The sequence below is a fragment of the Streptomyces sp. LARHCF249 genome, from assembly GCF_052871255.1.
In genome coordinates this window covers 1-14,060 of record NZ_JBIXJQ010000022.1, presented here as the reverse complement: position 1 = coordinate 14,060, position 14,060 = coordinate 1, and the positions used below count along the sequence as shown (strand labels likewise).

Here is a 14,060-nt window from a genome sequence, read left to right as displayed (position 1 = left end):
GACTCAAGACTACTTCGTCCCGGCGCCGGCCCCCGCCTCCTGCCCCCGAACAGCAAGATCCCCGGGGCCTGCGGCAAGTACCGCACGGCGCACCGGGGATCCGGATCAAGGCGTTCCGCCCTAGGGCGGCCTCGGGTCAGCCCGCCTGGGGCTGTTCCTGGAGGGGGTCTTCCTTGGTGTATGTGAGACGTTCCACCTGGCCCGGCTCGAAGTCGTCCTTGATCTCCTTGCCGTTCACGAAGAGCTTCACGGCCCCGGCGTCGCCGAGTACGAGATCGACGGACTCCTTGTCCGTGAAGGTCTTGGAGTCACCCTGGGACAGGGTGCCGTCGAAGAGCAGCCGACCGGTGGAGTCCTTCGCCGAGATCCAGCTCTCGCCGGTGTCGGCCGTCAGGACGACCGTGACGAGGTCCTTGGGTGCGGCGGCGATCGCGCTGTCGGAAGGCTCCGGCTTGGGCGCCTGCGGCGTCTGCTGGGGCTGCGCGGCCGGCTTTCCGCCGCTCTGCTTGGGAGCGGGCTTGGGTGCGGCGGAACCTTCCGCCACCGGCTTCTTGGCGTTGTCGTCGCCGCCGCTGAAGGCGGTGAAGCCCACGAAGCCGATCACGGCGACGATGGCGGCGACCATGGCGGCGGTCCAGTTGGGCCGCTGCCGCTCGGGGCGGAGGCGCTCGGCCTCGAACATCGGCGCGGCGGGGGTGGGTGCCGGCCGGCCGCCGTGGGCCGCGTCGTAGCTCTCGACCAGGGGTACCGGATCGAGGTGGACGGCGCGGGCGAGCGTACGGATGTGGCCGCGGGCGTAGACGTCGCCGCCGCAGCGCGTGAAGTCGTCCTCTTCGATCGCGTGCACGATCGGGATGCGCACGCGGGTGCTGGAGCTGACCTCGTCGACGGTGAGCCCGGCGGCGATCCGGGCCTTCTTGAGAGCCGTCCCGATGGACGGTCCTTCGACGGAGCGTTCGACGATGCGGTCCTCGGACCGGTCGTCGGTCGAAGGCCGCTCTTCTTCGGGGGAGTTGGCGTTGCCGATGGACACGAGGGCGCCTTTCGAGCGTGTAGCCACCTGCTGGATGTCCAGTCTAGGGGGGTGACGAAAGGGTGGAGCAACCGGAGGGGGCACTTCCTACGCCATCCGAATGGCGAGGAGGGTTCCGCCCGGTGCGGCGGCGCTGCGCCGTACACGTACCGTGCGCGGTGCCGCCTCCTCCCTTCAACTGGACGCGAGCCCAAGGGAAACGGTTGCCTGCGATATCGCCCGTATTTCCCTGCGGACGGGCGGCCTCACGGCTGGGTCTCCCCGCGGATGACGGCGAGTACCCCGTCCAGCTCCTCGGCCTTCAGCAGCACGTCGCGGGCCTTGGAGCCCTCGCTCGGGCCGACGATGCCGCGCGACTCCATGAGGTCCATGAGCCGGCCGGCCTTCGCGAAGCCGACCCGCAGCTTGCGCTGGAGCATCGAGGTCGAGCCGAACTGCGTGGAGACGACCAGCTCGGCCGCCTGGCACAGCAGGTCCAGGTCGTCGCCGATCTCCTCGTCGATCTCCCTCTTCTGCTTCTGCCCGACGGTGACGTCGTCCCGGAAGACCGGCGCCATCTGGTCCTTGCAGTGCTGGACGATGCCGGCGATCTCGTCCTCGGTGACGAAGGCGCCCTGCAGCCGGACCGGCTTGTTCGCGCCCATCGGCAGGAACAGCCCGTCACCCTTGCCGATCAGCTTCTCGGCGCCCGGCTGGTCCAGGATGACCCGGCTGTCGGCGAGCGAGGAGGTGGCGAAGGCGAGCCGCGAGGGCACGTTCGCCTTGATCAGGCCGGTGACCACGTCCACCGAGGGCCGCTGGGTCGCCAGCACCAGGTGGATGCCGGCCGCTCGGGCCAGCTGCGTGATGCGGACGATGGAGTCCTCCACGTCGCGCGGGGCCACCATCATCAGGTCGGCCAGCTCGTCGACGATCACGAGCAGGTACGGGTACGGGCTGAGCTCGCGCTCGCTGCCCGGCGGCAGTTTGATCTTCCCGTCCCGGATGGCCTGGTTGAAGTCGTCGATGTGCCGGAAGCCGAAGGCGGCCAGGTCGTCGTAGCGCAGGTCCATCTCGCGCACGACCCACTGGAGCGCCTCGGCGGCCCGCTTGGGGTTGGTGATGATCGGCGTGATCAGGTGCGGGATGCCCTCGTACGCCGTCAGCTCCACCCGCTTGGGGTCCACCAGCACCATCCGGACGTCCTCAGGGGTCGCCCGGACCATGATCGAGGTGATCAGGCAGTTGATGCAGGAGGACTTTCCGGAACCGGTGGCACCGGCGACGAGCACGTGCGGCATCTTCGCGAGGTTGGCCATGACGTAGCCGCCCTCGACGTCCTTGCCCAGCGCGACCAGCATCGGGTGGTCGTCCTCGGCCGCGTCCGCCAGCCGCAGTACGTCGCCCAGGTTGACCATCTCGCGGTCGGTGTTCGGGATCTCGATGCCGACCGCGGACTTGCCCGGGATCGGGCTGATGATCCGCACGTCCGGCGAGGCCACGGCGTACGCGATGTTCTTCGCCAGCGCCGTGATCCGCTCGACCTTCACCGCCGCGCCGAGCGTCACCTCGTAGCGGGTGACCGTCGGCCCCCGGGTAAAACCGGTGACCTGCGCGTCGACCTTGAACTCGGTGAACACGTTCGTCAGCGAGGCGACCACCGCGTCGTTGGCGGCACTGCGGGTCTTGCCCGGCCCGCCCCGCTCGAGCAGGTCCAGCGAGGGCAGCGCGTACGTGATGTCCCCGCGCAGCTGGAGCTGCTCGGCGCGCGGCGGCAGGGCCTGGGTCTGCGGCGGAGCCTTGGTCAGGTCCGGTACCGCCAGCGTCCCGGAGGCCGCGGCGGTGGTGTCGTACGGGCCCCCGCCCGGCTCGTCCGGCTCGGCCGCTGCTGCTGCCGGGCGAGGTACGGCAGGCTCCTCGCGGGCGGGCGGCACCGGAGCGGTGACCTCCACGCCCTCGCGCTCGCGCTCGACGGAGATGCCCTGGGTGAGGTCGGCGACCAGCGGGGAGGGCGGCAGCCCGCCGTAGACCACCCCGTCCAGCGCGGCGGCGGCCGCCGCGGCCACGTCGACGGCGTCCATCTCCCGGTCCATGGCCGGCCGGGACGCGGACCTCCGCGGCCTGCGCCGCCGGGCGAGGGCGTCCTCCTCGGCGGCGTCCACCGGATCGGCGGGGTCCTCCCCGGCCCCGGTACGGGCCCGCCAGCGCTCCGGATCGTGCCGGTCGCCGGCACCCTCCTGCTCCCCGTATCCCTCGTCGTACTGGTTCGGCGCGATGATCCCGAGCCGGATCCCCAGCCGCCGCAGCCGCTCCGGGATCGCGTTCACCGGGGTCGCGGTGACCACGAGGAGCCCGAAGACCGTCAGCAGCACCAGCATCGGCACGGCCAGCGGCGCGCCCATGGTGAAGATCAGCGGCTTGGAGGCGCCCCAGCCGATGAGCCCGCCCGCGTTCTGCATGGCGGTGGTGCCCTCGTCCCGGCCGGGCGCACCGCAGGCGATGTGGACCAGCCCCAGCACGCCGATGACCAGGGCGGAGAGCCCGATGCCGATGCGGCCGTTGGCGTCGGTCTGCTCGGGATGGCGGATGAAACGTACCGCCATGACGCCGAGCAGGATCGGCACGAGCAGATCCAGTCGTCCGAAGGCACCGGTGACCAGCATCGTGACCAGATCCCCGACGGGACCGCTCAGGTTCGACCAGGTTCCGGCGGCGACGATCAGCGCGAGGGCGAGCAGCAGCAGGGCGAGGCCGTCCTTGCGGTGGGCCGGGTCGAGGTTCCTGGCGCCCTGGCCGATCCCGCGGAAGACGGCGCCGACCGCGTACGCGCAGCCGAGCCACAGGGCGCGCACCAGCCGCACCACACCCCCGGTCGGGGACGGCGCGGGCTTCGGCGCGACCTTCTTGGCCGGGGCGCGCCGGGCGGCCGCGGACTTCTTCGCGGCGGGCCCCCGCGCGGGAGCCGCCTTCTTCGCCGGCGCCGAGGTCCGGCCGGTGCGGCCCTTCGCGGTGCCCGCGGTGCTCTGGGAACCCTTGCCGGACGTACGTGAGGCCATGGGCCCGAGATTACCGGTGTCCACGCCAGTGGACACGCGTGCCCACCCCTTCACCCGTTCGTGTCGCCCGTTCCGTAGGCGCTTTGACGCACCGACAGACCTGACGCACCGCCAGGCGGGGCTCCCCTCAGCCCTGCACCGGCAGTACGGCGCCCCCGCCGGCCCCCGGCTCCAGCGCGTCCAGCGCCCGCCGCAGCCCGGTCAGCTTGCGCTCCAGATGGGCCGCGGTCGCCACCACCGCCGCCTCGGCCGAGTCCTCGCCGAGCTGCTTGGTCAGCGCCTCGGCCTGCTCCTCGACCGCGGCGAGCCGCGCGGAGAGCTCGGCCAGCAGGCCGGCCGTCTCCTTGCTGCCGTCCACGCCGTTCGAACCGCCGCCCTCCAGCTGGAGCCGCAGCAGCGCCGCCTGCTCGCGCAGCTGGCAGTTCTTCGTATACAGCTCCACGAAGACCGAGACCTTGGCGCGCAGCACCCAGGGGTCGAAGGGCTTGGAGATGTAGTCCACCGCGCCCGCCGCGTATCCGCGGAAGGTGTGGTGCGGACCGTGGTTGATCGCGGTGAGGAAGATGATCGGGATGTCCCGGGTCCGCTCCCGCCGCTTGATGTGCGCGGCCGTTTCGAATCCGTCCATTCCCGGCATCTGCACATCCAGCAGGATGACCGCGAAATCGTCCGTCAGCAGCGCCTTGAGCGCTTCCTCCCCCGACGACGCCCGGACCAGTGTCTGATCGAGCGCGGAGAGGATGGCCTCCAGCGCCAGCAGATTCTCCGGCCGGTCGTCGACCAGGAGGATCTTGGCCTTCTGCACCATGCCCTGTCCTCCTCGCCCCGGCATGGGGCCTACCCGGCTCCAGGCTCCGGCCTGTGCGCCGGGCCCCGCCCCAGAGGACGGCATCCTTGCGCCGTCCGTCCTTGTGCCGGTCATCGTAGCCCCAGTCCCGAGATCGCCACACCCTGTCACCAAGATGTCACTGTGCACGAAGCAGAAACGTGGTGGGAGAGCAGAAGGTTCCCCGTTTACCGCCCTCCCACACCGCATCGGGCACAGTCCGTCAGCAATCGTTGTCAGCCCGCTCGCCCGGTGGTCACTTCCCGCGCATCCACTGCTCCATCACCGACAGCAGATAGTCCGGGTCGACCGGCTTGGTGACGTAGTCGGAAGCACCGGAGTCGATCGCCTTCTCCCGGTCCCCCTTCATCGCCTTCGCCGTCAGCGCGATGATCGGCAGCCCCGCGAACTGCGGCATCCGCCGGATCGCCGAGGTCGTGGCGTACCCGTCCATCTCCGGCATCATGATGTCCATCAGCACGACCGTCACGTCGTCGTGCTGCTCCAGGACCTCGATGCCCTCCCGGCCGTTCTCCGCGTACAGCACCGCCAGCCCGTGCTGCTCCAGCACGCTGGTCAGCGCGAAGACGTTGCGCACGTCGTCGTCCACGATGAGCACCTTCTCACCGTGGAAGTCGTACGTCCGGGGCACCACCGGCAGCTCCTCCGCGCCGCCCCAGCCTTCCTCGGCCCCCGCCGCGCCCGGCTGCCCCGGCACGGCCGTACGCGGCTCCAGGTCGCTCAGCGCCTTGCGCCGGCGCCGGAACAGCGCGGCCCCGCCCTGGCCCGGCTCGGCGCCCGGCAGCCCCGAGCGCTCCGCCCGGGCCGCAGCGGGCTGCGCCGGAGCCGTCGGCGCGGGCGACGCCACGGGGGCCGCCGGCAGCGCGGGCCGGGCCTCGTCGGCGGGCCTGCGGTACAGCTCGGCGCGGCCACCGCCCGGCGTGGGCGGCGCGTACCCCTGCGGGGGCAGCTCGCTCGGGTGCAGCGGCAGGTACAGCGTGAAGGTGGAGCCGCGGCCGGGCTCGCTGGCCGCGTGGATCTCCCCGCCCAGCAGCCGGGCGATCTCCCGGCTGATGGACAGGCCCAGACCCGTGCCCCCGTACTTGCGGCTGGTCGTCCCGTCGGCCTGCTTGAACGCCTCGAAGATCACCAGCATCTTGCTCGCGGCGATCCCGATCCCGGTGTCGGTCACCGAGAAGGCGATCAGGTCCGCGTCCGCCTCCCGCAGCGATCCGGCCTCCAGCAGCTGCTCCCGGATCGCCGTGGGCACGTCCGCCCCGGCCGGGCGGATCACCAGCTCCACCGCCCCGGTGTCGGTGAACTTCACCGCGTTGGACAGCAGGTTGCGCAGCACCTGCAGCAGCCGCTGCTCGTCCGTGTGCAAGGTGGCCGGCAGCTCCGGGGAGACCCGTACCGAGAAGTCGAGCCCCTTCTCCGCCGTCAGCGGCCGGAACGTGGCCTCCACGTAGTCCACGAGCTGGACCAGCGCGATCCGCGTCGGAGAGACGTCCATCTTCCCCGCCTCGACCTTCGACAGGTCGAGGATGTCGTTGATCAGCTGGAGCAGGTCCGAGCCGGCGCCGTGGATGGTCTCGGCGAACTCCACCTGCTTGCCCGACAGGTTCTCGTCCGCGTTGTCGGCGAGCAGCTTGGCCAGGATCAGCAGCGAGTTGAGCGGGGTCCGCAGCTCGTGCGACATGTTCGCGAGGAACTCGGACTTGTAGCGCATCGAGACCGCCAGCTGCTCGGCGCGCTCCTCGAGGACCTGCCGGGCCTCCTCGATCTCGGTGTTCTTCACCTCGATGTCCCGGTTCTGCTGGGCCAGCAGCTCGGCCTTCTCCTCCAGCTCCGCGTTGGCGGCCTGGAGGGCCTTCTGCCGGTTCTCCAGCTCGTCGGAGCGCTCGCGCAGCTGCTCGGTCATCTCCTGCGACTGCTTCAGCAGCATCTCCGTCTTGGAGTTGACGCTGATGGTGTTGACGCTCGTACCGATCATCTCGGCGATCTGGCTGAGGAAGTCCTTCTGGATCTGCGTGAACGGCGTGAAGGACGCCAGCTCGATGACCCCGAGCACCTTCCCCTCGAAGAGCACCGGCAGCACGATCACGTGCGCCGGCGGCGCCTCGCCGAGCCCCGAGGAGATCTTCAGGTAGCCGGGCGGGGTGTTCTCGACCAGGATCGTCCGCTTCTCCTCGGCGACGGTCCCGATCAGGCCCTCCCCCGGCCGGAAGGAGGTGGGCATCTGGCTCCCGGCGTAGGCGTAACTGCCGCGCATCCGCAGTTCGTACGAGCCCTCCGCGCCGCCGTCCGTCCCGATCTCGGTGCTCCCGCCGGTGGGCAGGGCCAGGAAGAACGCGCCGTGCTGGGCCGAGACCACCGGAGTCAGCTCGCTCATGATCAGCGAGGCCACGTCGTCGAGCTCCCGGCGGCCCTGCATCAGCGCGGAGATCCGCGCCAGGTTGCCCTTGAGCCAGTCCTGCTCCTTGTTGGCCAAGGTGGTGTCGCGCAGGTTGACGATCATCGTGTTGATGTTGTCCTGGAGGACCTGGATCTCGCCCGCCGCGTCCACGTCGACCTTCAGGCTGAGGTCGCCGCGGGTCACCGCGGTGGCCACGGCCGCGATCGCGCGCACCTGCCGGGTGAGGTTCCCGGCCATCTCGTTCACGGACTCGGTCAGGTCCCGCCAGGTGCCGTCGACGTCCCGGACCCGGGCCTGTCCGCCCAGGATGCCCTCGGTACCCACCTCGCGGGCCACCCGCGTCACCTGGTCGGCGAACGAGGACAGCTGGTCGACCATCGTGTTGATGGTCGTCTTGAGCTCGAGGATCTCGCCGCGCGCGTCGATGTCGATCTTCTTGGTCATGTCGCCCTTGGCGATGGCGGTCGTGACCATGGCGATCTGACGCACCTGACCGGTGAGGTTCGACGCCATGAAGTTCACCGAGTCGGTGAGGTCCTTCCACGTCCCCGAGACGCCCGGTACGTGCGCCTGACCGCCCAGGCGGCCCTCCGTACCCACCTCGCGGGCCACGCGCGTGACCTCGTCGGCGAAGGACGACAGGGTCTTGACCATCGTGTTGACCGTGTCCGCGAGCTGCGCGACCTCGCCGCGCGCCTCCACGGTGACCTTCTTGGTCAGGTCGCCGTTGGCCACCGCCGCCGAGACCTGCGCGATCCCGCGCACCTGGGCCGTCAGGTTCCCGGCCATGGTGTTCACGTTGTCGCTGAGGTCCTTCCAGATGCCGGTCACCCCGCGCACCCGGGCCTGGCCGCCGAGGATGCCCTCGGTGCCCACCTCGCGCGCCACCCGCGTCACCTGCTCCGCGAACGACGACAGCTGGTCGACCATCGTGTTGACGGTGGTGACGAGTTCGAGGATCTCGCCCTTCGCGTCGACCGTGATCTTCTTGGACAGGTCGCCCATGGCCACCGCCGTGGTCACCTCGGCGATGTTGCGCACCTGCGAGGTCAGGTTGTTGGCCATGAAGTTGACGGACTGGGTGAGGTCCTTCCAGGTGCCGGAGACACCCTTCACCTCCGCCTGGCCGCCGAGGATGCCCTCGGTACCCACCTCGCGGGCCACCCGGGTCACCTGCTCCGCGAAGTTCGAGAGCTGGTCGACCATCGTGTTGAGGGTGTTCTTCAGCTCCAGGATCTCGCCCCGGGCGTCCACGTCGATCTTCTGCGACAGGTCACCGCGCGCCACCGCCGTGGCGACCTGCGCGATGTTGCGCACCTGCGAGGTCAGGTTCCCGGCCATCCCGTTCACGGAATCCGTCAGGTCCCGCCACACACCCGCCACGCCCGGCACCTGCGCCTGGCCGCCGAGCCGGCCCTCGGTACCCACGTCCCGGGCCACCCGGGTCACCTGCTCAGCGAAGGCCGACAGCTGGTCGACCATCGTGTTGATGGTGTTCTTCAGCTCCAGGATCTCCCCGCGGGCGTCCACGTCGATCTTCTGCGACAGGTCGCCGCGCGCCACCGCCGTGGTCACCTGGGCGATCTGGCGCACCTGGGACGTCAGGTTCCCGGCCATGAAGTTGACGGAGTCGGTGAGCTCCTTCCAGGTACCGGACACCCCCTCGACCCGGGCCTGGCCGCCGAGCCGGCCCTCCGTGCCCACGTCCCGCGCCATCCGCGTGACCTGGTCGGCGAACGAGGACAGCTGGTCCACCATCGTGTTCACGGTGTTCTTCAGCTGGAGCATCTCGCCGGAGACGTCCACGGTGACCTTCTGCGACAGGTCGCCGTTGGCCACCGCCGTCGTCACCTGCGCGATGTTGCGGACCTGACCGGTGAGGTTGCGGAAGGCGGTGTTCACCGAGTCGGTGAGGTCCTTCCAGGTACCGGCGGCCCCCGGCACCTGCGCCTGGCCGCCCAGCTCACCCTCGACGCCGACCTCACGGGCCACACGCGTCACTTCCGCACCGAAGGACTGGAGCTGGTCCACCATCGTGTTGACGGTGTTCTTCAACTCCAGCATCTCGCCGGCCACGTTGACCGTGACCTTCTGCGACAGATCGCCGTTGGCCACGGCGGTCGTCACCTGGGCGATGTCCCGCACCTGCGTGGTGAGGTTGCGGAAGACCGTGTTCACCGAGTCGGTGAGGTCCTTCCACGTCCCCGCCGCCCCCGGCACCTGCGCCTGCCCGCCGAGCAGACCCTTGGCCCCGACCTCGCTGGCCACGCGCGTGACCTCGTCCGCGAAGGTCCGCAGGGTCTCCGTCATCTGATTGATCGTTTCGGCCAGCTGCGCGACCTCTCCGCGCGCGCTCACCCGTACCTTCTGCGACAGGTCACCGTTCGCGACCGCCGTCGTCACCTGCGCGATCCCGCGCACCTGGGCCGTCAGGTTGCCCGCCATGGTGTTGACGGAGTCGGTCAGGTCCTTCCACACGCCGGCGACCCCGGGCACCTTCGCCTGACCGCCCAGCTCACCCTCCGTACCCACCTCGCGGGCGACGCGGGTCACCTCGGAGGAGAAGGAGGACAGCTGGTCCACCATGGTGTTCACGGTGTTCTTCAGCTGGAGCATCTCGCCGGCCACGTGGACGGTGACCTTGCGCGACAGATCGCCCTTCGCGACCGCCGTCGTGACGAGAGCGATATCACGCACCTGAGCGGTGAGCCGGTACGCCATCGTGTTGACGGAGTCGGTCAGATCCTTCCAAGAACCGGACATTCCGCGCACCTGGGCCTGGCCGCCGAGCTTGCCCTCGGTACCCACTTCCAGCGCCACGCGCGTCACCTCGTCGGTGAACGCGGACAGCTGGTCGACCAGGTTGTTGACGGTACGCCCGACCTTCAGGAACTCCCCGCGCAGCGGATGCCCCACCCCGTCCGGGGCCTGGGTCCGCAGATCCATCCGCTGGTCCAGATCACCCTCGGCGACCGCCGACAGCACCCGGCCCACCTCGGACACCGGCCGGGCAAGATCGTCCACCAACTGGTTCGACGCGTCGATCGCGGCCGCCCAGGAGCCCTCGCAGGCACCGGTTTCCAGCCGTTCGCTCAGCTTGCCCTCGCGGCCCACCATCCTGCGGACCCGCGACAGCTCCCCGGTCAAGTGCAGATTGCGGTCGGCGACCTCGTTGTAGACGGCGGCGATCTCCGCCATCACGCCCTCGCCGGACACCGTCAGCCGCTTGCGGAAGTTCCCGTCCCGCATCGACACCAGGGCCGTGAGCAGCCGGTTCAGAGCGGCGGTATCGACCTCGGTCGTACCCCCGCGCCGGGACCGCCCGCCTTTCGGCCGCGTTCCCGTACGCCGCACCGCTGCGCCAGACTCCACCGTGTCCCTCCCGAAAGGGTCGACCGCTGTTCCGCCGGGCTACGAGTGTCCCCGCCCGGCTCTTCAAGCCTGCCCAGTGTTTCACCCCGGCCGAACCCGGCCATAACACTTCGGCACCATCGCACAGCCGCCGTACCCTGCGGGTGGAATCCCCGACGACGGCACCATGCCGACCGCGAAGGTAAGTAACCTGGCACTCGATGTCCAACCGCGTCGAAGGAGACTCGTGATCACGGCACGGGCGGCTGCCAGTTTCGATCCCCTCGGGCGCTCGGTCGCCGCCGCCCGCGCGTTCGTCCGCGACACCCTGCAGGGCTGGGGCTTCGCGGACATCGTCGACGACGCGGTGGTGCTCACCAGCGAGCTCGTCACCAATGCCGTGGTCCACGCCGGAACCCGCGCCGAGGTCCTGTGCCTGCGCTCCGGGGACGGCGTGCGCGTCGAGGTCGCCGACCGCTACCCGGAGCGCGAGCTCCCGCTCCAGCACCCCGGCGAGCGCCCGTACGCCGACCCCGACCGCGAGAACGGCCGCGGCCTGATGCTCTGCGCCGCCCTCGCCACCCGCTGGGGCGTCGAGTACACCGCCACCCACAAACACGTCTGGTTCCGCCTCGACCTCCCAGACCGTCCGGTCGGTACCCGCTCCGCGGGCCCCGTCGTCCCCGACCAGCTGCTCCCCCTCGCCGACAGCCGGGTCCGCGTCGCCGTCCTCCAGATCGACGCCTCCGGAGCCGTCTCCGCCTGGAACGAGGACGCCGAGCACATCTTCGGCTACCCCGCCGAGAAGGTCGTCGGCCGCCCGCTCGCCGAGCTCGCCGCCTGGCCGCAGACCCCCGGCACCGGCACCGGCATCGCCGAGGCACTGAGCCTGTCCCGCTGGGAGGGCAGCTACGGAATCCGCGGCTCCGACGGCCGCGTCATCCCCGTTTACGCCTCCCACCTTCGGGTACGCGACGCCCATGGCGAACCCTCCATCGTCTGCCTCCTCGTCCACGACGACGAGCGCGCCCTCCTGCAGACCCCCGTGCGGATCCCCACCGACGGCGGCCACCTCACCGAGCCCCGCCCCGCGGACCCCTTCGAGGTCTTCATCGGCTCGCCCGCCCCCGACGACCTCGACGGCCTCCTCCAGCGCACCGTCGAGCGGGCCCGCGACCTCCTCGACGCCGACGCCGCCTTCCTGCTGCTCGCCACCGACGACGAGACCGAGCTCGAGGTCCGCGCCACCACCGGCCTGCCCTCCACCCGCCAGCGCTTCGCCCGCGTCCCCGTCGAAGCCGGCACCAACCGGTACGGCTCGGCCCGGATGCCCGCCGTCCACGACGACCTCGCCGCCGTCCCCGGAGCCGTCCCGCTGCTGGAGTCCACCGGCATGCGGTCCGTGGTGACCGTCCCCCTCAAGGTCGAAGGCCGGCTCACGGGCTCGCTCGGCGTCGCCGCCGAGGTCCCCGGCCGCTACTCCAACGAAGAGGCCCTGCGGCTCCAGTTCGCCGCCGACCGCATCGCGCTCGCCGTCGAGTCCGCCCGGCTGGGCGAGCTCGAGCGCCTGCGCCGCGGCTCGCTGTCCTTCCTCGTCGAGGCATCCGACCTGCTGGCCGGCACCCTCGACCGGGACCAGACCCTGGCCCTCATGGCCCAGATGACGGTCCCCACCCTCGCAACCTGGTGCGCCGTCTACACCATCGCCGACCAGTCCTCGGATCCGTACCTCTCCTACGTGCTGCACGAGGACGAAGAGCGCATCGACGGCCTGAAGGCCCTGCTCTCCCGGGTGAGCCCGCCCGAACCCGTCCGCGGGGCCGGCTCCCGCCCCTGGCCGGAGACGGCCCTCGCCGTCGGCGGCGAGACCGTCGTCCTCCCGCTCATGGCCCGCAACCGCGTGATCGGCATGCTCACCCTCGGCAAGCCCAGCGAGGAGCACTTCCGCCAGGAGATCCTCGAACTCGCCGAGGACCTCTCCCGCCGGGCCGCCCTCGCCCTCGACAACGCCCGCCTGTACTCCGAGCGGACCGCGATCAGCCGCTCCCTCCAGCGCAGCCTGCTGCCGCCCGGCTCACCTGCGATCCCCGGCATGGAGGTCGAGGTCATCTACCGCGCGGCGGGCGAGGGCAACGAGGTGGGCGGCGACTTCTACGACGTCTTCCCGATCCGCGACGGCGCGTACGGCTTCGCCATCGGCGACGTGTGCGGTACGGGCCCGGAGGCGGCAGCGGTCACGGGCCTGGCCCGCCACGCCCTGCGCCTGCTCGCACGCGAGGGCCTGGGCGGCCCCGCCGTCCTGGAACGCCTCAACGCGGCGATCCTCGACGAGGGCGCCCGCAGCCGCTTCCTCACCCTCCTGTACGGGGAGCTCCACCCCCAGCCGGACGGCGGCGCCCTGATGAAGGTCGTGTGCGCCGGCCACCCGCTGCCGCTTCGCCTGCGTCCGAACGGCGAGGTGCTCCCGGCCGCCGACCCCCAGCCCCTGCTGGGCGTGATCGACGACCTCGAGCTCTACGAGCAGACGCTGACCCTCGACCCGGGCGATGTCCTGCTCTGCGTCACCGACGGCGTCACCGAACGCCGCGAGGGCACCCGCATGCTGGGCGACGACGGCCTCGCCGAGGTCCTCACCACGTGCACGGGCCTCACCGCGGGGGCGGTCGCCTCCCGTGTCCTGCGCGCGGTGGAACGCTTCGCGGCCGAACCCGCCTCGGACGACATGGCCATCCTGGCCTTCCGCGTCCCGCACCAGCGCGAGGGCGACTGAGGACGCCGTGGTCCTCTCTCGTCACCGCCGGGGCCGCACCGACAGGATCATGAACGACGGGGCCGCCATCTCCGAGATCCAGGGATGGCGATCGTTGCCGGCACCGGGGGCGACGGCACGCTGCGGTGCCGGAGCACGGACCGGGCGGGCGGAGACCGGGGAAGCGGGGCGGGCATCGTCGGCTTCCGGCTCGAAGGCCGTCACGATCTTCAGAACGAGGCGTCGGATCCTTGCGATGGTCATGAGGGGCTCCTTACGCGGCTCAAAGGCTCGGACTGCGGATGCGGCGAGGAGGCCGTCTGCCTCCCGGTCCGTCATCCGTGCTCCCATTGCGCCCCGTGCCACGCCCCTGGTCACGACCCGGGAAGTCGGGACTTGACAAACGCAAAAAGGCCCCCGCCATGAGGCGGGGGCCTTTTTCTTTGGAGCCCTTTAACGGAATCGAACCGTTGACCTTCTCCTTACCATGGAGACGCTCTACCGACTGAGCTAAAAGGGCGGGTTGTTCGGCGGCGTCCTACTCTCCCACAGGGTCCCCCCTGCAGTACCATCGGCGCTGAAAGGCTTAGCTTCCGGGTTCGGAATGTAACCGGGCGTTTCCCTAACGCTATGACCACCGAAACACTATG

At 70.7% G+C, this 14,060-nt stretch carries 6 protein-coding genes, 1 tRNA gene and 1 rRNA gene; 1 reads left to right on the top strand and 7 read right to left on the bottom strand.

Features of this window, described 5'->3' with window-relative positions; all coding sequences use genetic code 11:
• Nucleotides 1-136: 136 nt before the first annotated feature.
• The 4 genes from ACIPUC_RS36195 to ACIPUC_RS36180 form a co-directional block, all read right to left on the bottom strand.
• Entirely contained in the window at nt 137-1,033 is an 897-nt protein-coding gene (locus ACIPUC_RS36195; protein WP_446594673.1) for a helix-turn-helix domain-containing protein, read from the bottom strand.
• 245 nt (nt 1,034-1,278) lie between these two features.
• Entirely contained in the window at nt 1,279-4,068 is a 2,790-nt protein-coding gene (locus tag ACIPUC_RS36190) for a DNA translocase FtsK (RefSeq protein WP_446594637.1), read from the bottom strand.
• A gap of 127 nt (nt 4,069-4,195) precedes the next feature.
• On the bottom strand, nt 4,196-4,876 hold the full coding sequence (locus ACIPUC_RS36185) for a response regulator (protein ID WP_446594636.1): 681 nt from the start codon (nt 4,874-4,876) through the stop codon (nt 4,196-4,198).
• A gap of 274 nt (nt 4,877-5,150) precedes the next feature.
• The gene (locus tag ACIPUC_RS36180) at nt 5,151-10,682 is read right to left on the bottom strand and encodes a HAMP domain-containing protein (RefSeq protein WP_446594635.1); all 5,532 of its coding nucleotides are present in this window, start codon (nt 10,680-10,682) and stop codon (nt 5,151-5,153) included.
• A gap of 166 nt (nt 10,683-10,848) precedes the next feature.
• On the opposite strand from ACIPUC_RS36180, the gene ACIPUC_RS36175 reads away from it, so the two are divergent.
• A complete protein-coding gene (locus tag ACIPUC_RS36175; RefSeq protein ID WP_446594634.1) occupies nt 10,849-13,431 on the top strand; it encodes a SpoIIE family protein phosphatase in 2,583 nt (860 codons plus the stop codon).
• Between the two features lie 21 nt (nt 13,432-13,452).
• Here the strand turns inward: ACIPUC_RS36175 and ACIPUC_RS36170 are convergent, their stop codons facing one another.
• The 3 genes from ACIPUC_RS36170 to rrf all read right to left on the bottom strand — a co-directional run bounded on the left by ACIPUC_RS36170 (nt 13,453) and on the right by rrf (nt 14,052).
• Complete coding sequence (locus tag ACIPUC_RS36170; RefSeq protein ID WP_446594633.1) at nt 13,453-13,674, bottom strand: hypothetical protein; 222 nt, start codon at nt 13,672-13,674, stop codon at nt 13,453-13,455.
• Between the two features lie 180 nt (nt 13,675-13,854).
• A tRNA-Thr gene (locus ACIPUC_RS36165) sits at nt 13,855-13,930 on the bottom strand.
• Between the two features lie 5 nt (nt 13,931-13,935).
• Nucleotides 13,936-14,052: ribosomal RNA gene (gene rrf, locus ACIPUC_RS36160) — 5S ribosomal RNA — on the bottom strand.
• Between the last annotated feature and the right edge of the window lie 8 nt (nt 14,053-14,060).